The organism is Comamonas sp. MYb21 (genome assembly GCF_037479395.1).
GTDB lineage: Bacteria > Pseudomonadota > Gammaproteobacteria > Burkholderiales > Burkholderiaceae_C > Comamonas.
Window position 1 is genome coordinate 110,449 of record NZ_JBBGZC010000009.1, and the last position, 21,615, is coordinate 132,063.

Genomic DNA, 21,615 nt, shown 5'->3' on the forward strand with positions numbered 1-21,615 from the left:
GGCGGCCCGCCCCTATCAAACAGGTGGGTGCAAACCCGGTATCTCGCTGCCGTCGAACTCGGCCTTGCTGACCACACGCCAGGCGTTGTGCGCCGGCAGGTGCTCGATCAGCACGATCTCGGTGCCGCGCGGCAGCTCGCGCTCGGGTGAGCGCATCTGCACATTGAGCCCGCCGCCGCCGTCATCGACGCTGCCGTAGCCTTGTGTGGCGTTGACGACGCCACTGCGCACCAGGCCTGTGCGGCCCAGCAGCACCTGCGGCGTTTCGGGCGGCGCAATGCGCGCCACCAGGCCGCGCAGCGGCCGCAGCACCACGACGGTGGCGGCAAAGCCCAGCACCAAGGCGGCCAGCGCCAGCGCGCTGCCAGTGATGAAGTTGACCAGGGTCCAGCCCTCGGGCATCGGCACCAGGTGGCACAGCACATAGGAGGCCAGCCAGGACAGCAGCAGCAACACCGTCAGGATGACGGTGGCCGGAATGCCGCCCAGGCCCACCTTGAGCAGCAGACCGGCGAGCGCGCTGACCGAATGCTCCACGCCATGGGCATGGTCGCTGCCATCGAACAGCAGCCATTGGTCCAGCGAATCGGTCTCCACCAGGCCGACCAGGGCGATCAGCCAGTACAGCAGCATGCACAGCAGCAATGCGCCGAAGATGAAGGTCGGAAAGCCCAGCGCATAGTGCAGAAAGGTCGACATGGCAGTCCCTCTTCTAGGTGTGCGGTAGCGGGCGTGGCGCCGGCTCCTCACTTGTTGTGTGTCTGGTCGGGCCAGCCAGGGCCCCGGGCGCGATCAGCCCTCCTTGGAGCCGGCGCGCTGCGCCTTGAGGCGCTCGAGCACCGACTGCGCATTGCCGGCAGCGGCGGTGATGCCGGCGGCACGCAGCTTGGCGTCGAGCGCGTCTTCGCTGCTGCTGTGCGCCAGCTCGGCCGCGCTCTCCATGCGGGCGCCGCGCTCGGCCTGCTTTTGCTTGATGCGTTCGAGCGAATCGAGCGCCGTCTGCACGCGCGACTGCGAGCCGGTGTAGCGGCCCGCCACCGTGGCCTGGGCGCGCTGCACGCTCTCGGTGGCCTTGACGGTGTCGGCCTGCTGCTTGAGCCGCTTGATATTGGACTGCGCGGTCTGGATTGCGCCGCGCAGCTGCTCCACGCTCTGGGTGAAGGCGCCCAGCTGGGCCTCTTCCTCATCACGCTGGGTTTCGAGCAGGGCGACCTTGCCGGCGACTTCAAGCGCCAGCGCCTCGTCCTGGGTCTCCAGCGCCTTCATCGCATAGCCTTCGTACTCGGCAATCTTGGCTTGCGTGGTCTGCAGCTTGCCGGCGGACAGCTTTTGCTTGGCCATGATCTCGGCCAGCGCTTCCTTGGAGCTGTTCAGGTCGTTGTCGGCATCGCGGATTTCCTGGTCCAGGATGCGCAGCGCCTGGCTGTCGGTGACGGCTTCACCCGCCTCGTGCGCGGCGCCGCGCAGCGCAGTCACCAGCTTGTTCCATACGGTCATGATGCTCTCCTTGTACTGTGGGGTCGGGGACGGGCTGCGCTCAGACCTGCGCCAGGGTCAGATAGGGGGCCAGCGCCTCGGTGGCCTGGATCACGCTGTCGGCCAGGATCAGGATCTCGGCCAGGATGTCGTCCGTGCTGCTGTTGGCGCGCATGGCGGCAAACATCACATAGCCCTCGCCACCCCGTGTCAGGGGCTCCAGCGCCATCGTCGTGAACGGGAACAGCTTTTGCAGCCGCAGGATCTGTGCATTGAGGCCGGCGCCATCGCGCACCTGGTTGGCGGGCCACAAAAAGGCCTCGACCACCAATTGCTCACCCGACAGGGCCACATGCACGGGCAGATCGCCAAAATCGGACAGGGTGACCAGCACACTGGTCTCGGCCCCCTCCAGTAGCTCTATCTGCAACTTGCCCTCGCGGGCCAGCGCCGATGCGCCCAGCTCGTCGGCCAGCGCCTGAATGCTGCGGTAATGGTGCTTGCTGCTTTCCATGCTCCCCTCCTGTCGGTAGATGGTCAATGAACCCGGTTGTGCCTGCGGCTGGCGCATCTGCTTTTCGAGCAGGTGCAGGGCCGCGCTGTACTCTGGAAGTACCCAGACCTCTTTTTTCACCAAACCCTGCTCCCGCAGCCGTTGGCGGTGCAGTCGCTGGTAGTGGGCAGATGTTTTTTGGTCCATGGGATGACGATAACAGCCATTACATGTGATGTGTACATGTAATAGTTTCAACATGTAAATTCTCCTTTGAAATCATAGCACTGCAGGGCTATTTCTCGGGCTGCCACCGTGTTTTGTCTCTGTGGGGACCGGCCCCATCCTGTGGCATCTTCACAATGGCCAGATGCTTTTGATCGACCTGCACCATGCCCACGCTGCCTTGCAAGACAACGGCGTCGCCACCTTGACGATTCGCCATGCCGGCAGCCTCAATATCCTGTCGTCACCGGTGCTCGAAGCGCTGGCCCAGGCATTCGATACGCTGGCGCAGGACACGCGCATCCGCGTGCTGGTGCTGCGCGGCACCGGCGACAAGGCCTTTGTCGCGGGCGCTGATATCAAGGAAATGCGCGCGCTTACGCCCAACAATGCCGCTGCCTTCATCACCCGGCTGCGCCGCGTCTGCGAAGCCGCGCGCCAGTTCCCCACGCCGGTAATTGCCCGCCTGCCGGGCTGGACGCTGGGCGGCGGGCTGGAGCTGGCCTGCGCCTGCGATATCCGCATTGCCAGCAACCGCGTGCAGTGCGGCATGCCCGAGGTCCAGGTCGGCATCCCCTCGGTGATCCATGCCGCGATGCTGCCCCGGCTGATTGGCGCGGCGCGCACGCAGTGGCTGCTGCTGACCGGCGACAACATCGATGCCGCGCAGGCGCTGCAGTGGGGCCTGCTCGACCAGGTGGTGCCGCCCCAGCGGCTCGACGACGAGGTGGAGCACATGGCCCACAAGCTGGCCGGCTACGGCCCGCAGGCGCTGCGCCAGCAAAAACGCATGCTGCGCGCCTGGGAAAAGCAATCGCTCGACCAGGCCATCGAAGACAGCGTGCAGGAATTTGCCAACGCCTTCAAGACCGGCGAGCCCCAGGCCTATATGGCCCGGTTTGGCGAGCACTGAAGCACCCGGCAGGCCCCCACCACCTGATTGCACTTTGCTAGCAGCCGGCATCGCCAGCTGAGCCGGGGCTCCCCCAGCGGAGCCCCTTCGCCGTTTTCCCTCCTCCCCTCCTCCATCGCCCAAGCCGCCTGCGTCTGGGCGCTGCCCCGTCACGCCCGGATGGCCTGCGCCACGCTGCCAGCGCTGATGCAGGGCGCAGCGTTGCCGCCAAGCCCCAAGCATGCCTTGTCATTTTTCTATGGGGTAGGCATCAGACCCCTCAAGAAAAGCATCATCCAGACACATAAAATTTTGATGCGCCGCAGCATTTTTTACATTTGATCGTTAAAAAAGGCTTCCAAATCAAGCATCAATTTGTAACCTGCTCAGTGCCCTCTTTTGGCAAATCGTTGATAGTTATTCCCTTTATCGTTAATAAATACTTACTTTTTACTCGGATACTTGTTGAAACACTATTCATGCGTTTGTGGTGATTGATATAATCTAATCACAAGTCGTGAGAATTTTTTTCTATCAATCACCATGCCCAAGCGCTCCGCCCCCTCCTTTCAGGCCCCTGCCCTCTGCGCAGCGTTCCTGGGCCTTTTGCCTGTGCTGGCCCATGCACAGCCACTGCGGCCTTACCAGGCCAGCTGGGCCACCTGGGGGTTGGGCCTGTGCCTGGCCGCTCTGCTGGTGGTGGTGCTGCTGGAGGCGCTCTACACCTTCCGCCACTACGCGTTCACGCTCAACCGCCTGTTCGCACGCCAGCGCCCGCTGTATGCCGGCATCGAGCAGGCGCACTGGCCGCACATCACCGTCTTTATTGCAGCGCACAACGAAGAGGCCGTGATCTCGGGCTGCATCGAGGCGCTCCTGGATGTGGACTACCCGCGCGATCGCCTGACGATCATGCCGGTCAATGACCGCTCGACCGATGGCACGCGCCAGATCATCGACAGCTATGCCGATCGCCACCCTGGCCGTCTGCAGCTGTTCCACCGCCAGGAAGGCCCTCCAGGCAAGGCCGCGGCGCTGGCCGATGCCACCGCCATCGTCCAGGCCCGGGGCGAGTCCGAGCTGATCGTGGTGTTCGACGCCGACTACCTGCCGGGCAAGAAAATCATCAAGCAGCTCGTCGCCCCCTTCCTCGACCCCGAGGTGGGCGCCGTCATGGGCCGTGTGGTGCCGCAGAACGCCGGCGTGAACCTGCTCACCCGCCTGCTGGATCTGGAGCGCTCCGGCGGCTACCAGGTCGACCAGCAGGCCCGCTTCAACATGGGTGCGGTGGCGCAGTACGGCGGCACCGTGGGCGGCATTCGCCTGAGCGCGCTGCAGGATGTGGGCGGCTGGACCCCCGAGGTGCTGGCCGAGGACACCGACCTGACCTACCGCCTGCTGCTCAAGGGCTGGCAAACCGCCTACCTGGGCTACGCCGAATGCTACGAGGAAGTGCCTGAGAGCTGGGCCGTGCGTTTTCGCCAGATCAGCCGCTGGGCCAAGGGCCACAACCAGGTGATGACCAAGCTGGGCACCGAGATGCTGACCCGCAAGGGCCTGCGCTGGATGGAGCGTGTCGACGGCGTGGCACTTTTGGGCGTGTTCCTGATGTCGCCCATCTTGCTGGTGGGCTGGCTGCTGGCCCTGGTGCTGACGGTGACCGGCTACGGCATCGGCGCCAATGTGAACATTGCCTTGCTGATGCTGCTGATCGCCACCGGTTTTGCCTGCGTGGGCAACTTCGCCGCCTTCTTTGAAGTGGCCGCTGCCGTGCACCTCGACGGCCACCAGCGCCGCCTGCGCCTCTTGCCGCTGCTGCTGACGGGCTTTGTCGTCAGCATGGTGGCGGTTTCCAAGGCCACGATCGACGGGCTGCTGCTCGACAAGCTGTTCAAGCGCCAGTTCAAATGGGACAAGACCGTGCGCTACCGCCAGGCGCCCGCTGCTGCCCCCGCCGCCGCCGTCTCCCCCTCCTCCCTGCCTGAAGCACGTGTATGACCGCCCCCGTCCACCCCCTGCTGTTTGGCAGCATGTGGCTGACCGTGACCGCCCTGGTCTTCCTGTTGCCGCTGCTGCCGGCGCTGCGCGAGCTGTATTCGCGCAGCGATGCCGATGCGCTGGCCATCGATCCGCTGGACAACGGCCGCACGGACTACACCGCCCAGCGCATGGCCGAGCAGCTCGATCTGCTCGAGGCCATGCCCCGCGTGGCCCAATGGCAGCACGATGACCAGGGGCGCCTGATGGTGCCCCGTGGCCAATCGCGCCTGATGGCCCGGACCGAGGTGCCGGTCGTGATCGGCTTCAGATCGCAGCTGCGCACCCTTGTCTCCAGCGACGTCGTCGAGCTGCAGGCCAACAGCGTGGTGCAGCGCGTGCTGCATGCCAAGAGCATCCACTGCCTGGGCCCGGCCCAGCTGGCCCGCCTGACCAGCGCCGAGCGCCATATCGTGCTGTCGCCCGGTGCGCGCTTTTTGCGCCTCTCGGCCGCCTGCATCTTTACCTGGCCCCTCAAGCGCTCGCTGCAGTTCCCGCTGCCCGAGCTGGGCACCGGCATGCCGCTGACGACGCTGCAGCGGCGCCATGAAGGCGACCTGCGCATTCCCGCCGGCACCATTGTGCGCGGCGGCCTGGTGGTCACCGGCAACCTGCTGATGGAAGAGATGTCCGTGGTCGTGGGCCATATCAAGGTGCATGGCAATGCCGTGCTGGCCCAGAGCGCCTGTGTGCAGGGCGCGGTGTTCGTGCAGGGCGACCTGCAGACCAAGGGCAACAACTATGTCGAAGGGCCCTTGTGCGCCGGCAAGCGCCTGCAGCTGGGCCCCGACAGCCAGGTGGGCGACAAGGACTGCCCCAGCAGTGTCTCGGCCTGGACCATTGCCTTGCACGCCAGTGTGCGGGTCTATGGCAGTATGGCTGCCGTACGTTCCGGACAGGTGGTGCTATGAAAACACGCAATCTCTGGATCGCCTCGGCGGCCATGGCCTGGCAGCTGGCGGGCGCAGCGCAGCCAGCCGAGCCCCCGGCGCTGGCCGCCTTTGCGACGGGCGATGGCGCCTACTACACCACCTTGGGCGGCCAGGTCGTGGATCCTTACTTCATCAACAAGGGCTTCACCATCGCGCTGCAGGCGGATGTGCCACTGCAGGCCGAGCTGCAGCAGTGGCTGGCCTGGCTGCTGCCGCGCCAGCGCCAGGATGGCGGCTTTGACCGCTTTTGCCCCACGGCCGACAAGGCCTGGCGCAGCTGCATGGGTGCCGATGCCGACGACTCCATGGCCGCCACCACGATCGAGATGCTGCACCAGGCGCAGCACAAGAAATGGCTGGAGCCGGGCCAGCAGGCCGCCGCCCAGCAAGCCGTTGCACGCAGCCAACAGCTGCTCGCGCGCCTGCGCAACCCCAAGAACCAGCTCTACAAAGCCTTGCTGGACACCGAGCTTTACTACCTGATGGACAACATCGAGGTCTACGAGGCGCTGCGCGTGGCCGAAGGGGCGCAGGCCGGCCCCGCCTCCAGGCAGCTGGCAGCGGCCATCAACCGGCGTTTTCGCAGCGGCAGCGACTGGAAACCGGCCTTGCCCGAATACGACCAGCCACGCTTTTATCCCCACACCCTGGCCAGCGCCTACCTGTGGCAGACCGGCGTTATTTCGCGCGCCGAATCGGACCGCGCCACCGCCCAGTGGCTGGCCCAGCATGGCAGCGCCTGGCTCTCGCGCAGCGAAGACCACTATGCATGGGGCCTGGTTGCATGGAAAATGCGCCAAACCGCACCGATCCAGGCCGCCTGCTGGCGTGCATCGCTGCGGCCCTTCCAGCCCACGGTGGGCTGGACGGTGCTCGATGCAATGATTGACCACGCACTGGCGCACACGGGAATCAGCACCCAGTGCCCTTTTGCAATGGCCACGATGCCCGCGCCCGCCCCGGCTGCCAACCCTTGAGGCTGACACCATGAACAAGCTCTTGCGCTGGAAGAAATGGCTGGCCGCCACCGCAGTGGTGCTGTGCCTGCTCGCCGTCATTGGCTGGCACCAGTCGCGCAGCCTGCAGGCCAGCCAGCACTACGCCACCATCAGCTTGCTGGTTCCCGATGGCCTGCCCGCCAATGCGCCCCAGGTCCAGATCTGGAGCGAGGCGGCGCGCGAGCGCGGCGTGCTGCTCAAGCCGCTGGCGATCAGCGAATGGATGCGCGGCATCCACTATGGCGCCCCCGCTGCGCAGCAGGCGGTGATCCTGCCCGATACCTTCCACCGCAATATCTCGGACGCGGCGGTGCAGACCCTGATCGACGTAGTGCAGGCTGGCGGCAAGGCCATGGTGGTGCAGGACGGTGGCATGCTGGACGAGCGCGGCTACTACAGCAAGGGCACATCGCGCCTGTCGCAGATGCTGGGTGTGCGCTATGGCGACTACGACACCTACAAGGACCAGCTGTCTGACTATGAAGAGATCCGGGGCGCGCCCGCCACGATGGAGCTGCTGGGCATACCGCCAGGGCGCTACCTCGATGCCAAGGCCGCTGCCAAGCTCACCGCGATCGACCCCGAGGAGCTGGCGGTCGATGAACCGGGCTTTCCCAGCTTCATCGCCGGCTACACCAAGGATTCGCAGCGCTTTACCGTGCTCAAGACTGACCGCCCCCAGGGCGCACGCATCCTGCTGCAATCGAGCAATGGCGATGTGGTGGCCAGCGTCAACCGCTGGGGCAAGGGCCAGGCCATGTTCATCAACCTGCCGCTGACCTATTTGCTGCAGCGCACCGACGGTATTTTTCTGCACGGCTTTCTGGGCTACTTTGCCCAGCAGCTGGTGCAGCAGCCGCAACTGCTGGCCTCACCCGATGGCATGGGCGCGCTGGTGCTGAACTGGCACAACGACGACGGCCGGGCCATCGGCTTTTTGCACGAGTTGCAGGACGCCGGTGTTTTTGACCACGGCCACCAGTCCCTGCACTTCACCGCCGGCCCCGATGTGAACAAGCCGGGCGACGGCCTGGGCATGGACCTGGACTACAACGAAGACGCCCAGCAGATGATCCAGAAGCTACTCAGCCAGGGCCACACCATCGGCAACCATGGCGGCTGGATCCACAACTATTTCGGCAACAACGCCTCAGACGACAACGCCGACGATTTCATGCCATTTCTCGATCTGAACAATGCCTCGGTCACCAAGGCCAACCAGGGCCTGCAGCCCAAGGAATACTCGGCCCCCAATGGCAACACCCCGCTGTGGACCTATGACTGGATGGCCGAGCATGGCGTGCAGGCCTATTACACGGTGGCCAACGTCGGCATGCCGCCCACGCGGCTGTGGCTGGGCTCGCGCCAGGTCGACCAGTCCTGGGCCTTCCCGGTGCTGACCTATGGCCAGGTCGCGTCGGCCGAAGAGGCCTCGTTCCAGAAGATACCGGTTGCCGAGTTCGGCCAGTGGCTGCAGCAGGTCGCGGGCTTTATCGAGCACACCCGCAGCATCCGCCTGAGCTATTTCCACCCCATTGGCGCGGTGGACTACCTGCCCGCCGTGAAGGCCTACATCGACAGCGTGCAGGCCTGTGCGGACCGCCATCAATGCCAGTTCATCTCGATGGGCGAGGCGGCCGACTTCCTCAGCCGGCGCAACCAGGTGCAGTGGTCCATCACGGCCGAGGGCGACAACGACCTGCTCAGCGCCAGCCACGCCCAGTCCCTGGCCACGATGACCTGGACCGTGCCCAAGAAAAAATACGATGCCGTGCGCGTGCGCGCCGGGCAGGCCCAGGTGCAAGCCACCGACGACGCCTGGCTGGTCCGCGTGCAGGACGGCAAAGACCTCAGCCTTGAACTGCATCGCCAACCATGAGCTCCTCCCACCCCTCCTCCCCCTTCTGCGTGGCCGCCATCATGGGCACCCGGCCCGAGATCATCAAGATGGCCCCGGTGGTGCTGGCACTGCGCCAGCGCGGCATCACCACCCATGTGCTGCACACCGGCCAGCACGAGGAGATGGCCTGGCCGCTGTATGAATTCTTCGGCATCGCCCCCCAGGAGGTGATCCGCCTCAAGCGCGAGGTCGCCACCCTGCCGGCGCTGTCGAGCGAGCTGATGTCGGCCATCGGCAGCACCCTGGCCAGCCTCCAACCCGCCGTGGCACTGGTGCATGGCGACACCAGCAGCGCCGCCATGGGCGCGCTCGCGGCCGCCTACCTGCAGATCCCCGTCGGCCATGTCGAGGCCGGCCTGCGCTCGGGCCGCATCTCCGAGCCCTTCCCCGAAGAGATCAACCGCAGCCTGATCGGCCGCGTGAGCCAATGGCACTTTGCCCCCACCGGCCAGGCCCGCGAGAACCTGGAGAAGGAAAACGTGCCCGGTGAGATCGCGGTGGTCGGCAACACCGTCGTCGATGCCGTGCTGCTGGCCGCGCGCCATGTGCGCCAGCAGCGCGCTGCCGGCCAGCCGGTGGCCAACCCGGACTACCAGTGGTTTGTCGACAGCGGCCTGCGCCAGCTGGTGCTGGTGACCGCGCACCGGCGCGAGAACTGGGGCGAGCCCATGGTGGAGATCGCCCGTTCGGTGGCCCGCCTGCTCGAGCAACACCCCGATGCCGCCGTGATCTGGCCGGTGCACCTGAACCCGCTGGTGCAGGACGTGGTGCGCAGCGTGCATGCCGCCAGTGCTGCCGAGGTGCAGAGCCGCTGGCGCCTGACGGCCCCGCTGGACTATGCGCCCATGGTCGAGATCATGGACGCGGCCCAGCTGCTGCTGACCGATTCGGGCGGCATCCAGGAAGAAGGCCTGTCGCTGCACAAGCCACTGCTGGTGATGCGCGATGTGACCGAGCGCCCGGAAGTCATCACCTGCGGCGCCGGCCTGCTGGTGGGCACCGAGGCTGCACGCATCCTCTCGGCCGCCAGCCATGTGCTGGCCACGGGCCAGTTGCCCGGCCAGCCACCGGTCACCGTAGACAACCCCTTTGGCGATGGCAGCAGCGGCGTGCAGATTGCCGCCGCGATTGCCCGCCACCTGCAGCCAACCTCCCTCTAAAAACCAACACAAGAACACCATGAACACCTTCTTCCTGCGCAGCTCCCTGGCCCTGAGCGCCGCCGCCTTGCTGGCCCCCGCGATGGCCCAGACCACGGCCGCCAGCGCCGCAGCTCCCATCACCGAGCCCGCCGCCGCGCCGGCAGCACCGGCCGCAGACTTCGAGCCCGGCCAGCGCGGCCGCGTTGATATCGGCGCGGGCTTTTCCAGCCTGACCGGCGGCAACAGCAACTGGAACGACGAGTACGTGCGCGGCTATGTCGGCCTCAAGCCCGGCACCGTGCTGAACTGGGACCTGGCCAGCCAGCGCCACTTTGACCAGCGCGGTACCGTGGGCGCGCTGTCGCTGACGCAGACCTTGTCGCCCTGGTGGTACATGTCGGTGGGCGCCAGCTCCGGCTCGGCCGATTTCCAGAACAAGTACCGCGGCGACATCGCCATCTACCGCAAGTGGACCGAGAGCCAGCAGTGGGTGACCGGCCTGGCGCTGATGAAGTCGGCCAGCCGCGACGGCATCCACCGCGACACTGGCATCACCGCGTCGGTGGCCTACTACTCGGCCAATGACTGGGTCGGCGAAGGCGGCGTGGTCTACAACAAGTCCAACCCCGGCTCGGTCGAAGGCTACCGCGGCTTTGCCGCGCTGACCATGGGCCGCGAAAAGCAGCACTACTTCACCGCCCGCATCGACCATGGCAAGGAAGGCTACCTGCCCACCGGCGCCATGGCCAACGGTGCCGGTGACCAGGTCGGCTTCCAGTCGACCGAGCTGAGCCTGCAATGGCGCCAGTGGCTGGGCAAGGACTGGGGCTACCTGGTCGGCGGCCAGTTCTACCGCAACCCCTACTACAACCGCAAGGGCCTGAGCGCTGCGGTGTTCTTCGACTTCTAAGGCCAGGCCATGTCGTTGCGCATGACCCGCCAGCACCGGGGCCTCAGAAGCTACATCTGGACCTGGCAGCACAGCGCCCAGTTGCTGGTGCTGCTTCTGGCCTTCTGGCTGGTGCTGTGGTGGGCTGCGCCGCTGTTGATGCACCGCTGGGCCGATGTGCTGGGCTGGGCCTGGCCGCATCTGGGCCTGGGCAGCAGCGAGGGCGTGGAGGTGCAGACCACATCGCTGCTGGGCGTGCCCATCGAGGTGGTGCGCACGCATTTCTACGTGCCGCCACCCAACCTCTGGCAGTGGTGGGGCGGCGCGCTGCTGTCGCTGGGGCTGATGGCGCTGTCCTTTGTGCTCTCGCGCGAGCGCCTGCCGCTGATCTACGGCCTGCGCATCGTCGCGCTGCTGGGCATCGTGGGGCTGCTGTCCTACGAGTTCCTGCCCACGCTGGCCGTCAGCGACGTCAACCGCCTGCTGGCCGACAACATCCTGGACATGGGCCTGGCCATGCTCTGGCTGCTGCCGGCTGTGCATGCGCTGGTGCTCTACATCTTCCCGATCCCGGTGCTGCACAAGGTCGCCGCCACGATGACCGGCATGCTGATGCTGGTTGTCAGCATCCCGCTGCAGGCCGCCTCGCTCGCCTGGCTGGCCCAGCAGTTCAGCCTGCTCGTGACCTTGCCCTTGTACATGCTGTTCAGCTTTTTGCCCCAGATTGCGGCGCAGCTGGGCATCTACGGCCTGTTCATGAGCTTTGCGCCAGCGCCTGAGCGAGGAGGCGCCTAACCGGGGGCGCCCAGTCGGCAGTGCCAAGCCGAGGACACCTTGCCGGCCACACCTCACCGGCCACCCCTCATCCAGAATCCAAAAAGTTTCCCAAGCAACGATTAGCCGACGAGACTCTGTTGGCTTGCCTCTGGGCGGACAATGCGCCGTGGCCCTGTCCGCAGGGCCCAGACCAACCGATCGACCCATGGCGCCCGGTGGGGCGCCGCCAAGGAGAAAACATGCTGTACCTGGTTCGCATGGATGTGAACATTCCCCATGACCTGCCCCAAGAGCAGGCCCAAGAGATCAAGGCCCGCGAGAAGGCCTATTCGCAAGATCTGCAGCGCGATGGCCGCTGGAAGCACATCTGGCGCGTGGCGGGCGAGTATGCGAACTACAGCGTGTTCGATGTGGAATCGAACGACGAGCTCCACGGCCTGCTGCAGGCGCTGCCGCTGTTCCCCTACATGAAGATCTCGGTCACGCCGCTGGCCCAGCACCCCTCGGCCATCGCCCAGAACTGATAGCCTGCGCTGGCAGGGGCCGGCCACCCGCTGTGCGACGCACACCCTCGCCCATGGCGAACGGTGTGCGTTGTGCTTTCTGGCGTGGATGCGCGCACTACAGCTGCACGCGCAGCTCGCCAATGCCGTCAAACTGCACCCGCACTGCATCGCCAGCTGCGGCCTGCAGCAAGCCGCACCAGCTGCCGGTGGTCACCACGGTGCCGGCGCGCAGGCTGCCAAAGTGGGCCGTTGCATGGCGCAGCCACTGCGGCAGCAGCCAGGCCGGGTCCTGCAGGCCGTAGCTGTTCTCAAACCCCTGGGCGGGCTGCGCACCGATCTGTACCGTGCAGCGCTGCGTGCTGCCGTCCACCGGGCGGTAGGGCTGCCAGGCACCCAGCACCAGCGCGCCATGGCAGAGCAGGTCCGCCGCCTTCAAGGCCGCAGGCGCCTGGAGCTGCTGCTGCCAGCGCGAATCAACCATCTCGATGCTTACCGCCATCGCATCGATCAGCTCGGCCGCGCTGGCCTCATCGAGCGCAGCGGCCTGGTCCGCATCGACCGCGCGGCCCAGGCGCAGCGCAATCTCCGCCTCGACGCCGCGCAGAAAAAACGGGGTGGCACGCAGATCGGCACCGCCACCGTGCACCCCTTGGGGTGGCAGAGGCGCATGGCCCAGCGGCTGGCTGCGGCTGGGGCCACCCGATTTCCAGTACTGGGGCGCTTGGGCGGCGTCGCCCCAGCGCTGCGCCCGCTCACGGTGCACGGCGATGATGTCGGCAGGCGCCAGGCTGGCGGGCCAGGCGGCCGCATCGATGGCGGCGCCGGCCGAGGTGGCGGTCTGCAGCGCCTGGGCCAGTGCAGCGGGTTGGAAGGTCAAAGCGGTGTTGGCAGAGGGCATGGCGATGGGTCCGAAAGTGTAAAAAGTCCAATCGGCATAGCGTAACGGACAGCGCTGCCTGCCCCTGTCACCGCAGCAAAAGCGCGACATGTAAGCAGCACCGGTGCCAGGTTATGCAAAAAAGGCATTCCATCCCAATCATCCGGCCTTGGACAAAGGGTATAGAGCGGATTTAAGCTGTACAGACCTTTTCAACCGCATGGATCGTATGCCGTCCAACAGCACTCCCGCCGCAGCACAACACGCGCTGCCTTCCTACCTCGACCACAAGCACCTGGGCCCCTGGGGCAACTACCTGCAGCAGGTCGACCGCGTCACGCCTTACCTGGGCTCGCTGGCCCGCTGGGTCGAGACGCTCAAGCGCCCCAAGCGCGCGCTGATCGTGGATGTGCCCATCGAGATGGACAACGGCACGATCGCCCACTTTGAAGGCTACCGCGTGCAGCACAACCTGAGCCGTGGCCCAGGCAAGGGCGGTGTGCGCTTCCACCAGGATGTGACGCTGTCCGAAGTGATGGCCCTGTCGGCCTGGATGTCGATCAAGAATGCCGCCGTGAACGTGCCCTACGGTGGCGCCAAGGGCGGTATCCGTGTCGATCCCAAGACCCTGTCCAAAGGTGAGCTCGAACGCCTGACCCGCCGCTACACCAGCGAAATCGGCCTGTTCATCGGCCCGTCCAAGGACATTCCGGCCCCGGACGTGAACACCAACGGCCAGATCATGGCCTGGATGATGGACACCTACTCGATGAACACCGGCGCCACCGCTACCGGCGTGGTCACCGGCAAGCCCATCGATCTGGGCGGCTCGCTCGGCCGTGTCGAGGCCACCGGCCGCGGCGTGTTCACCGTGGGCGTCGAGGCTGCCAAGCTGTCGGGCTTGGCCCTGCAAGGCGCCAAGGTGGCGGTGCAAGGTTTTGGTAACGTGGGCGGCACGGCCGGCAAGCTGTTTGCCGAAGCGGGCGCCATCGTCGTGGCCGTGCAGGACCACACCGGCACCATCTTCAACGCCAAGGGCCTGGATGTGCCCGCCGTGCTCGAGCACGTGGCCAACACCGGTGGCGTGGGCGGCTTCAAGGGCGCCGACAAGATGGCCAACGATGACTTCTGGTCCGTCGACTGCGACATCCTGATCCCCGCTGCGCTGGAAGGCCAGATCAACGGCAAGAATGCCGGCAAGATCAAGGCCAAGATGGTGATCGAGGGCGCCAACGGCCCCACCACCACCGAAGCCGATGACATCCTGCATGACAAGGGTGTGCTGGTGCTGCCCGATGTGATCGCCAACGCCGGCGGCGTGACGGTGAGCTACTTCGAATGGGTGCAGGATTTCTCCAGTTTCTTCTGGAGCGAGGACGAGATCAACGCCCGTCTGGTGCGCATCATGCAAGAAGCCTTTGCCGCCGTGTGGCAAGTGGCGCAAGAGAACAAGGTCTCCCTGCGTACCGCCACCTTCATCATCGCCTGCCGCCGCATTCTGCACGCACGCGAAGCACGCGGTCTGTACCCATAAAGTCAGCGCTATTCCACGCTTCATCAGCGGCCTTCGGGCCGCTTTTTTTTGGCCCTGCTTCCGCGCACGCAAAGCATGGCTTTCGCAAGTGCGAAGGCCCAATGCGCGCTGGTGCAGGCAAACCCCATCACGCCGCTGGGTGGAACTCCCTATCGTGAACCCTTAACGATAAATACGGAGACAACGCCATGCGCTTTGCGCGCCGCCGCGCCCTTGCGGCCCTGCTGCTTTCCCCCCTGCTGGCCTTTGCGGCCGACTGGCCGGCCCGGCCCATCACCATCGTCGTGCCCGCTGCGGCCGGCGGCACCACCGATATCGCAGCGCGCCTGCTGGCCCAGAAGATGGGCTCCTCGCTCAAGACCAGCGTCATCGTCGAGAACAAGGCCGGCGGCGGCGGCAGCATCGGCACCGCCTATGTGGCGCGCGCCAAGCCCGATGGCTACACCTTGCTGATGGGCAACATCGGCCCGGTGGCCATCAATTTCAGCCTTTACAAAAAGCTGGCCTACGGCCCCAACGACCTGCGCGGCATCACCAATGTGATCTCGGTGCCCAACATCCTGGTGGTGCATGCCAACTCCCCCATCCAGAACGTGCAGCAGCTCGTCGCACTGGGCAAGCAAAAGCCGCTGACGGCCGCGACCTCGGGCGTGGGCCAGTCGCCGCATATGTCCACCGAGCTGTTCCGCCAGCAAAGCGGGCTGGATGTGACCCTGGTGCCCCACAGCGGCGCAGCACCCGCCGTCACCGCCCTGCTGGGCCAGCAGATCGATTTCATGATCGACAACCTGCCCAGCTCGATGCCGCATATCCAGTCGGGCAAGTTCCGGGCGCTGGCCATCACCAGCCGCGAGCGCTCGGCCCAGCTGCCCGATGTGCCGACGATGCGCGAGGCCGGCGTGCCGATGGATGTGACCGCCTGGTTTGACCTGCTCGCCCCGGCGGGCACGCCGGACGCCATCGTCAACCGCCTGCAGCAGGCAGCGCATGAGGCACTGCAAAGCGCCGACATCCGCCGCACCTTTGCCGAGCTGGGTGGTGTGCCCGGCGGCGAGACGGCGGCCGAGCACGACGCCTTCATCGCGCAGGAGCGCAAGCGCTGGGCCGAGATCGTGCGCGCCGCCAACCTGTCCCTGGACTGATTTTTTCGTTTGCATGTTTGCTATGTCTGACACTTCCTCCTTCCAACTCGCCCAGCCCTTTGGCTCCATCCCCGCCCTGGTGCTGGCCCAGGCCCAGGAGCGCCCCGAGCACACCGCGCTGGTGCTGGGCGCCACGCGCCTGAACTACGCCCAGCTGGCCCAGGGCATGCGCCAGGTGGCCTGCGCGCTGCAGCAGCAAGGCCTGCAAGCCGGTGATGTGGTGGCCATCTGCGCCAGCACCTCGGTGCCCTATGTGCTGGCCTACCTGGGCGCGCTGCAAGCAGGTGTCGTCGTGGCGCCGCTGGCGCCATCGGCCACGGCCGAGCACCTGAGCGCGATGCTGGACAACGCCGAGGCCAAGCTGCTGCTGCGCGATGCCGAGGTCGCCGCCCAGTGGCCGCTGGCCAGCACGGCCGAGCGCCGCTGCATCGCGCTGGACGATGCCCCGCAGGCCGGCACACCGTGGAGCAATTGGCTCGCCCAGGTGCCTGCCGGCCAGGAGCCCCAGCCGGTGCAGCCCACGCCGCAGTGGCCGTTCAACCTGATCTACTCCTCGGGCACCACTGGCGTGCCCAAGGGCATTGTGCAAAGCTGGGGCATGCGCTGGTCGCATGTCAAGCGCGCGGTCACCAACGGCTACGGGCCCGATGCGGTATCGCTGTGCGCAACGCCGCTGTACTCCAACACCAGCTTGGTGGCGGTCCTGCCCACCTTGGCCCTGGGCGGCACCCTGGTGATGATGCGCAAGTTCGATGCGGCCCAGTACCTGCAGCTGGCCCAAGAGGAGCGCGCCACCCACACGATGCTGGTGCCCGTGCAGTACCAGCGCCTGCTCGACTGCCCGGCGTTTGACCAGGCCGACCTGACGCTGCTGCAGCACAAGTTCTGCACCAGTGCGCCGTTCAAGACCGCGCTCAAGGCCGAGGTGCTGCGCCGCTGGCCCGGGCGCCTCATCGAGTACTACGGCATGACCGAAGGGGGCGTGCGCTGCGAGCTGCACTGCCACCAGTTCCCCGACAAGCTGCACACCGTCGGCCGCGCCGGGCCGGATGCCGATCTGCGCTTTATCGACGAGGACGGCCAGGAGCTGCCCCAAGGCGCGCAGGGCGAGATCGTCGGCCGCTCGGCCGGCATGATGACCGGCTACCACCGCCAGCCCGACAAGACCCGCGAGGCCGAGTGGATCAGCCCCAGCGGCGAGCGCTTTATCCGCAGCGGCGATGTGGGCCAGATGGATGCCGATGGCTTCATCGTGCTGGGCGACCGCAAGAAGGACATGATCATCACCGGCGGCTTCAACGTCTACCCCAGCGATATCGAGGCCGTCATGCTGCAGCACCCCGAGGTGCGCGAATGCGCGGTGATCGGCGTGCCCTCAGATGCCTGGGGTGAGAGCCCCGTCGCCTATGTGGTGCCCCAGCCCGGCAGCAGCCCCCAGGCGGCTGACTTGCAGCAGTGGCTCAACAGCCGCGTGGGCAAGACCCAGCGCGTGGCCGACCTGGTCATCCACAGCCAGCTGCCGCGCAGCGAGATCGGCAAGGTGCTCAAGCGCGAGCTGCGCACGCTCTACGCCAGCCAAACCAGCGCCTCAGCGGCCTGAACGCCCGCCGGCGCCCATCCAAGAACAAGACCAGGAGACATAACATGACCCATCGCCACCCCACCACCCACCGGCGCAGGCAGCTGGCCGGCCTGCTCGCGGGCCTGGCTGTTGCCGGCAGCAGCCTGCTGACCGGCATGGCCCAAGCGGCCACCTGGCCCAGCAAGCCGATCCAGCTGGTCATCCCCTACCCGCCGGGCGGCAGTGCCGATTTGCTGGGCCGGCCGCTGGCCTTGCAGCTGCAGCAGCAGCTGGGCCAGCCGGTGGTGCTGGAGTACAAGCCCGGCGCCGGTGGCACCTTGGCCTCGCAGTATGTGGCGCGCGCCAAGCCCGATGGCTACACCGTGCTGATGGTGCTGGCCGCGCACGCGATCAATGACAGCCTCTACCCCAAGCTGCCCTATGACACCCGCAAGGACTTTGCACCGGTCTCGCTGGTGGCCAACCTGCCGATGATCGTCGTGGGCAGCAGCAAGCTGCAGGCCAAGAACATTGGCGAGCTGGTCAAGGCCGCGCAGGCCGCCCCGGAAAAGCTCACCTATGGCTCGGCCGGCAATGGCAACACCGGCCACCTGGCTGGGGCGCTGTTTGCCAGCACCGCCGGCGTCAAGATGACCCATGTGCCCTACAAGGGCAGTGCCGGCGTCGTCAATGCGATGCTGGCCAGCGATATCGACCTGACCTTTGACAGCATCTCCACCTCGATCCCGCATGTGCGCAGCGGCAAGCTCCATGCGCTGGCCGTCACCAGCGCCAAGCGCTCGGCGCTGGCCCCCGAGATCCCCACCGTGCAGGAGCAGGGCTTTCCCGGCTTTGACATCAATGGCTGGTATGCGGTGATCGCGCCAGCGGGTACGCCGGCCGACATCACCGGCAAGCTCAGCCGCGAGATTGCGACCGCGCTGCAAAACCCCGCGCTGCAGTCGCAGCTGGCCGCCAGCGGCTATGAGCCCGTCGGCTCCACCCCTGAGGCGCTGGGCGCCCATATCGACCGCGAGATGGAGCGTTGGGCTGCTGTCGTCAAAGCCACTGGCGCCCGCATCGAATAAGAGCCGTTAACACAACCCTTGATACGTCGTTGCCAAGCCTTGTCGTACTACGGTACTGCCTGCGGCTTGGCGCCTAGTCGGGGACGCCTAGTCTCAACCGCAAACCTTCGGTTTGCTGGGCCGTGTTAACGGCTCTAAAGGCTCAGGCCCCAACAACAATGCCCTGGCAAGCCAGGGCATTGTTGTTGGGGCAGTCAACGCAGATCAGCGGCTTTGGCGCGCGCTGGCCTGGGCTTCCAGTGCGGCGCGCAGCGCATCGTCATTGTTGCCCTGCTCGCTGCCGGCATCCGGCGTCACCTTGCGCAGCAGGCCGGTGATGCGGCCCGAGTTCTGCATCAGGCGGTTGGCGTACAGCGCGCCGTTGCCCGAACCCCGGGTATTGTTCCAGTCGCCCTCGCCCTGGTTGACGCTGAAGTTCATCCAGAAGGCCCGCACCGTCTCGCTCGAGGTGCCGCTGCGCATCTTCACGCACTGGGTCTTGCCGGTATCGGCGCCCCGGATGATCTGCTCGCAGGCAAACAGGCCGTCGTAGGAGACGGTCATGCCGCTGCTGAAGGAAGAGCCGCCGGTGATACGGGTCAGCTGCATGGTCTCGGTTTCGATATTGCCATTGCTGTCGCCATAGACCAGGCTCCACAGGCCCAGTAAGGAGGCGGGCGAGTTGTCATAGCCAAACTGGTAGCGCTTGATTTCCTTCTCGCCTTCACCCGGCAGCGTGATGTAGCCCAAGGTGCCGCTGACAAAGCGGATGCGCACATTGCCGGGGCTGCCGCGCTCGACGCCGCTGCGGTCGCCACTGCCCAGGAAACGGCCGCCTTCGTAGCGGCCCAGGGTGGTCGTCAGCTCGCTGTTCTCGTTCAGGCGGCCGGTGGCCATGTAGAAGGTGGGTTGGCCGCTGCTTTCATAGGCATAGACCTGCATCACCAGCACGTCGTTTTGCACATCGACGGCAAAACCACGGCCGGGCCGGCCGTTGACTTCGTCGGAGATGATCCAGGTGCCGCCCTGGGGCACGTAGGCATGGGCCATCCCGGTAAGGGCCACGGCGGCCCAGGCAATCGCGTGTTTGAACATGTCGCTCTCCTATATCGGTGCGCCAATGTAGCGGCGCGGTAGTGGAGCGAGTATATCGACGAGATTGCGGAGGTCTGTGTCAGAAAGTGTCCTGCCCTGCACCCCGTGCAGGCCGCTTTTTGAGAACTTGTTCAGTACGCGCTTTGCAGGCGCCGCTGGGCCTGCTGGTGGCGTTGCAAGGTCTTGTGGGCGAGTGCAATCACGGGGGCATCGACCATGCGGCCATCGACGACGCAGACCCCGCCTTGCGCCGCCTCGGCGGCAGCCAGCACCTGCTGGGCGCGCTGCAGCTGCGCATCCGTCGGCGCAAAGGCCGCATTGATGGGCGCCACCTGCATCGGGTGGATACTGAGCTTGCCACCAAAACCGCCGCGCAGCGCACGCGCCGCATCGGCCTGTACCACGGCAGCATCCTGGGTGTTGACCGTCACGCCATCGATGGGCGCGGGCAGCTGGGCGCGGCGCGCAGCCAGCACCACGGCCAGGCGCACCGGCAGCAGCTCGCTCTCGTCCTCGGCACAGGCCATGCCGGCATCGACCTGAAAATCCAGATGGCCAAAGGCCAGGCGCAGCACGCGCGGCGCGCGCGCAATTGCATCGATGGCATGCAGGCCCGCCACCGATTCGATGATGGGCACCAGCAGCCCTTGCGTGCCCAACGCCGGCAGCAGCAGCGCCATTGCCTCGGCCGTCTCGGCCTTGGGCAGCACCACGCCAGCAGCGCCCTGCGCCACCAGCTGCGCCAGCGCCTGCAGATCGCCGTCAAACCAGGGCGTGCTATAGGCATTGATGCGCACCAGCACGCGGGCGCGCTCTGCTGCCTGCAGCTGGCCAAAAGCGCCCAGCAAGGCGGCGCGGGCGCCTTCCTTGTCCTGCGGCGCCACCGCATCTTCCAAGTCCACGATCACCGCATCGGCCCCACTGGCCAGCGCCTTGGCAATGCGCTCGGGGCGGCTGGCCGGTACAAACAGCCAGGAGGTGGCGGTGGCGAGCGGATGCGTGTTGAGAGTCATGTCCATCAGTCTTCCGTTTATCAAAAAAGGGGCCCATGGCCCCTGCTCCTGCGCGGGTTGAGCGCCAGGCTTATTCAGCCGTCACACCGGCTGCCTTGATCACCGTATTCCAGCGTTTCACTTCCGATTCCAGCAAGGTCTTCAGGCTCTGCGGCGTGGCGCGGTCCGGCGTGACCAGCTCGCTGCTCAGGTCGGCAATGCGCTGCACCACGACGGGGTCCTTCAAGGCCACATTCAAGGCAGTGTTGATCTTGGTGATCACCTCGGCCGGCGTGCCCTTGGGGGCATACATGCCGTGCCAGACCTTGACATCAAAGCCCTTCAGGCCCTGCTCATCGAGCGTGGGGATCTGCGGCATGGCAGTCAGGCGCTGGGGCGTGGTCACGCCAAACACCTTGACCCGGTTGCCGTCCTTGATGACCGGCGCGGTCTGCGTGGTCTGGTCGCAGAGCAGATCGACCTGGCCGCCCATCAAGTCATTCATTGCCGGGCCCGCACCCTTGTAGGGCACGGTGGTGAGCTTGACGCCCGCCTGGTACGCAAACAGCATGCCGCACAGCTGCGAGACCGCGCCAATGCCGGCATTGGCCAGCGACACCTTCTCCTGGTTGGCCTTCACATAGGCCATCAGCTCCTGGAAGTTGTTGGCCGGAAAGTCCTTGCGCGACAGCAGGGTCATCGGCACATCGAGCACCTGGCCGATGTACTCGAAATCCTTCAGCGGGTCATAGGGCAGCTTCTTGTACAGCGATGGTGCCGTCGCCATGCCCATGTGGTGGATCAGGATGGTGTAGCCATCGTTCTTGGCGCGGGCCACGCGCGCCGGTGCAATCGTGCCGCCTGCGCCGACGGTGTTTTCCACCACCACGGTCTGGCCCAGCGATTTGCCCATCGGAATGGCCAGCATGCGCGCCACCACATCGGTAGGGCCACCGGCCGAGTAGGGCACCACCAGCACCACCGGTTTGGTCGGCCAGTCCTCCGCCTGGGCGTTGAGGTGCAGGCCCAGGCCGGTACAGGCCATCACGGCGGCAGCGGCTGCCGGTGTCAACAAGCGAA

At 66.1% G+C, this 21,615-nt stretch carries 20 protein-coding genes; 13 read left to right on the plus strand and 7 right to left on the minus strand.

Annotated features, from left to right (window positions below):
• Positions 1 to 15: 15 nt before the first annotated feature.
• The 3 genes from WH367_RS14610 to WH367_RS14620 form a co-directional block, all read right to left on the minus strand.
• Entirely contained in the window at positions 16 to 699 is a 684-nt protein-coding gene (locus WH367_RS14610; RefSeq protein WP_339536654.1) for a ubiquinone biosynthesis protein UbiH, read from the minus strand.
• 93 nt (positions 700 to 792) lie between these two features.
• Positions 793 to 1,497, minus strand: a complete 705-nt coding sequence (locus WH367_RS14615; protein ID WP_312988081.1) for a PspA/IM30 family protein — start codon at positions 1,495 to 1,497, stop codon at positions 793 to 795.
• Positions 1,498 to 1,537: 40 nt separating this feature from the next.
• Positions 1,538 to 1,990: a YjfI family protein gene (locus WH367_RS14620; RefSeq protein ID WP_239644952.1), complete on the minus strand. Its 453-nt coding sequence runs from the start codon at positions 1,988 to 1,990 to the stop codon at positions 1,538 to 1,540.
• A 349-nt stretch (positions 1,991 to 2,339) separates the two neighbouring features.
• Here WH367_RS14620 and WH367_RS14625 point away from each other — a divergent pair, with 349 nt between their 5' ends.
• The 9 genes from WH367_RS14625 to catC all read left to right on the plus strand — a co-directional run bounded on the left by WH367_RS14625 (position 2,340) and on the right by catC (position 12,285).
• Positions 2,340 to 3,107 (plus strand): enoyl-CoA hydratase, encoded by a 768-nt coding sequence (locus tag WH367_RS14625; protein ID WP_339536655.1) that lies wholly within the window; start codon positions 2,340 to 2,342, stop codon positions 3,105 to 3,107.
• 522 nt (positions 3,108 to 3,629) lie between these two features.
• On the plus strand, positions 3,630 to 5,084 hold the full coding sequence (locus WH367_RS14630) for a glycosyltransferase family 2 protein (RefSeq protein ID WP_339536656.1): 1,455 nt from the start codon (positions 3,630 to 3,632) through the stop codon (positions 5,082 to 5,084).
• Entirely contained in the window at positions 5,081 to 6,034 is a 954-nt protein-coding gene (locus WH367_RS14635) for a polymer-forming cytoskeletal protein (RefSeq protein WP_339536657.1), read from the plus strand. The genes WH367_RS14630 and WH367_RS14635 overlap by 4 nt, the downstream gene beginning before the upstream one ends.
• Positions 6,031 to 7,032 (plus strand): hypothetical protein, encoded by a 1,002-nt coding sequence (locus WH367_RS14640; RefSeq protein ID WP_339516820.1) that lies wholly within the window; start codon positions 6,031 to 6,033, stop codon positions 7,030 to 7,032. The genes WH367_RS14635 and WH367_RS14640 overlap by 4 nt, the downstream gene beginning before the upstream one ends.
• A gap of 10 nt (positions 7,033 to 7,042) precedes the next feature.
• Positions 7,043 to 8,932 (plus strand): hypothetical protein, encoded by a 1,890-nt coding sequence (locus tag WH367_RS14645; RefSeq protein ID WP_339536658.1) that lies wholly within the window; start codon positions 7,043 to 7,045, stop codon positions 8,930 to 8,932.
• On the plus strand, positions 8,929 to 10,113 hold the full coding sequence (wecB, locus tag WH367_RS14650; protein WP_339536659.1) for a non-hydrolyzing UDP-N-acetylglucosamine 2-epimerase: 1,185 nt from the start codon (positions 8,929 to 8,931) through the stop codon (positions 10,111 to 10,113). The genes WH367_RS14645 and wecB overlap by 4 nt, the downstream gene beginning before the upstream one ends.
• 19 nt (positions 10,114 to 10,132) lie before the next feature.
• Positions 10,133 to 11,005 (plus strand): YaiO family outer membrane beta-barrel protein, encoded by an 873-nt coding sequence (locus WH367_RS14655; protein WP_339516824.1) that lies wholly within the window; start codon positions 10,133 to 10,135, stop codon positions 11,003 to 11,005.
• Between the two features lie 9 nt (positions 11,006 to 11,014).
• Complete coding sequence (locus tag WH367_RS14660; RefSeq protein WP_339516826.1) at positions 11,015 to 11,779, plus strand: hypothetical protein; 765 nt, start codon at positions 11,015 to 11,017, stop codon at positions 11,777 to 11,779.
• Positions 11,780 to 12,000: 221 nt separating this feature from the next.
• Entirely contained in the window at positions 12,001 to 12,285 is a 285-nt protein-coding gene (catC, locus tag WH367_RS14665) for a muconolactone Delta-isomerase (RefSeq protein WP_021026843.1), read from the plus strand.
• A 97-nt stretch (positions 12,286 to 12,382) separates the two neighbouring features.
• Here the strand turns inward: catC and WH367_RS14670 are convergent, their stop codons facing one another.
• Positions 12,383 to 13,165, minus strand: a complete 783-nt coding sequence (locus WH367_RS14670) for a fumarylacetoacetate hydrolase family protein (RefSeq protein ID WP_339536660.1) — start codon at positions 13,163 to 13,165, stop codon at positions 12,383 to 12,385.
• Positions 13,166 to 13,373: 208 nt separating this feature from the next.
• On the opposite strand from WH367_RS14670, the gene WH367_RS14675 reads away from it, so the two are divergent.
• The 4 genes from WH367_RS14675 (at position 13,374) to WH367_RS14690 (ending at position 18,469) form a co-directional block, all read left to right on the plus strand.
• A complete protein-coding gene (locus WH367_RS14675; RefSeq protein WP_339536661.1) occupies positions 13,374 to 14,678 on the plus strand; it encodes a Glu/Leu/Phe/Val family dehydrogenase in 1,305 nt (434 codons plus the stop codon).
• 188 nt (positions 14,679 to 14,866) lie between these two features.
• On the plus strand, positions 14,867 to 15,820 hold the full coding sequence (locus tag WH367_RS14680) for a Bug family tripartite tricarboxylate transporter substrate binding protein (RefSeq protein WP_339536662.1): 954 nt from the start codon (positions 14,867 to 14,869) through the stop codon (positions 15,818 to 15,820).
• Between the two features lie 22 nt (positions 15,821 to 15,842).
• Positions 15,843 to 17,420, plus strand: coding sequence for a class I adenylate-forming enzyme family protein (locus WH367_RS14685; RefSeq protein ID WP_339536663.1), 1,578 nt, complete (start codon positions 15,843 to 15,845; stop codon positions 17,418 to 17,420).
• 44 nt (positions 17,421 to 17,464) lie between these two features.
• Complete coding sequence (locus tag WH367_RS14690; RefSeq protein WP_339536664.1) at positions 17,465 to 18,469, plus strand: tripartite tricarboxylate transporter substrate binding protein; 1,005 nt, start codon at positions 17,465 to 17,467, stop codon at positions 18,467 to 18,469.
• 204 nt (positions 18,470 to 18,673) lie between these two features.
• Here WH367_RS14690 and WH367_RS14695 read toward each other — a convergent pair whose 3' ends face one another.
• From WH367_RS14695 to WH367_RS14705, 3 genes are all read right to left on the minus strand, one after another.
• Positions 18,674 to 19,543 carry a hypothetical protein gene (locus tag WH367_RS14695; protein ID WP_339536665.1) on the minus strand — a complete coding sequence of 290 codons (870 nt, stop codon included), beginning with the start codon at positions 19,541 to 19,543 and terminating at the stop codon, positions 18,674 to 18,676.
• A 131-nt stretch (positions 19,544 to 19,674) separates the two neighbouring features.
• Positions 19,675 to 20,562 carry an HpcH/HpaI aldolase/citrate lyase family protein gene (locus tag WH367_RS14700; RefSeq protein WP_339536666.1) on the minus strand — a complete coding sequence of 296 codons (888 nt, stop codon included), beginning with the start codon at positions 20,560 to 20,562 and terminating at the stop codon, positions 19,675 to 19,677.
• 64 nt (positions 20,563 to 20,626) lie between these two features.
• On the minus strand, positions 20,627 to 21,580 hold the full coding sequence (locus WH367_RS14705) for a tripartite tricarboxylate transporter substrate-binding protein (protein ID WP_052329736.1): 954 nt from the start codon (positions 21,578 to 21,580) through the stop codon (positions 20,627 to 20,629).
• Positions 21,581 to 21,615: the final 35 nt, after the last annotated feature.

What these genes read in the sequence shown, in the direction of transcription:
- WH367_RS14660 (WP_339516826.1), top strand. Translation starts at nt 11,015, where the DNA reads ATGTCGTTGCGCATGACCCGCCAGCACCGGGGCCTCAGAAGCTACATC.
- WH367_RS14620 (WP_239644952.1), bottom strand. Translation starts at nt 1,990, where the DNA reads ATGGAAAGCAGCAAGCACCATTACCGCAGCATTCAGGCGCTGGCCGAC.
- WH367_RS14625 (WP_339536655.1), top strand. Translation starts at nt 2,340, where the DNA reads ATGCTTTTGATCGACCTGCACCATGCCCACGCTGCCTTGCAAGACAAC.
- WH367_RS14645 (WP_339536658.1), top strand. Translation starts at nt 7,043, where the DNA reads ATGAACAAGCTCTTGCGCTGGAAGAAATGGCTGGCCGCCACCGCAGTG.
- WH367_RS14615 (WP_312988081.1), bottom strand. Translation starts at nt 1,497, where the DNA reads ATGACCGTATGGAACAAGCTGGTGACTGCGCTGCGCGGCGCCGCGCAC.
- WH367_RS14680 (WP_339536662.1), top strand. Translation starts at nt 14,867, where the DNA reads ATGCGCTTTGCGCGCCGCCGCGCCCTTGCGGCCCTGCTGCTTTCCCCC.
- catC (WP_021026843.1), top strand. Translation starts at nt 12,001, where the DNA reads ATGCTGTACCTGGTTCGCATGGATGTGAACATTCCCCATGACCTGCCC.
- WH367_RS14635 (WP_339536657.1), top strand. Translation starts at nt 5,081, where the DNA reads ATGACCGCCCCCGTCCACCCCCTGCTGTTTGGCAGCATGTGGCTGACC.
- WH367_RS14640 (WP_339516820.1), top strand. Translation starts at nt 6,031, where the DNA reads ATGAAAACACGCAATCTCTGGATCGCCTCGGCGGCCATGGCCTGGCAG.
- WH367_RS14630 (WP_339536656.1), top strand. Translation starts at nt 3,630, where the DNA reads ATGCCCAAGCGCTCCGCCCCCTCCTTTCAGGCCCCTGCCCTCTGCGCA.
- wecB (WP_339536659.1), top strand. Translation starts at nt 8,929, where the DNA reads ATGAGCTCCTCCCACCCCTCCTCCCCCTTCTGCGTGGCCGCCATCATG.
- WH367_RS14670 (WP_339536660.1), bottom strand. Translation starts at nt 13,165, where the DNA reads ATGCCCTCTGCCAACACCGCTTTGACCTTCCAACCCGCTGCACTGGCC.
- WH367_RS14695 (WP_339536665.1), bottom strand. Translation starts at nt 19,543, where the DNA reads ATGTTCAAACACGCGATTGCCTGGGCCGCCGTGGCCCTTACCGGGATG.
- WH367_RS14700 (WP_339536666.1), bottom strand. Translation starts at nt 20,562, where the DNA reads ATGGACATGACTCTCAACACGCATCCGCTCGCCACCGCCACCTCCTGG.
- WH367_RS14685 (WP_339536663.1), top strand. Translation starts at nt 15,843, where the DNA reads ATGTCTGACACTTCCTCCTTCCAACTCGCCCAGCCCTTTGGCTCCATC.
- WH367_RS14610 (WP_339536654.1), bottom strand. Translation starts at nt 699, where the DNA reads ATGTCGACCTTTCTGCACTATGCGCTGGGCTTTCCGACCTTCATCTTC.
- WH367_RS14675 (WP_339536661.1), top strand. Translation starts at nt 13,374, where the DNA reads ATGCCGTCCAACAGCACTCCCGCCGCAGCACAACACGCGCTGCCTTCC.
- WH367_RS14655 (WP_339516824.1), top strand. Translation starts at nt 10,133, where the DNA reads ATGAACACCTTCTTCCTGCGCAGCTCCCTGGCCCTGAGCGCCGCCGCC.
- WH367_RS14690 (WP_339536664.1), top strand. Translation starts at nt 17,465, where the DNA reads ATGACCCATCGCCACCCCACCACCCACCGGCGCAGGCAGCTGGCCGGC.
- WH367_RS14705 (WP_052329736.1), bottom strand. Translation starts at nt 21,580, where the DNA reads ATGGCCTGTACCGGCCTGGGCCTGCACCTCAACGCCCAGGCGGAGGAC.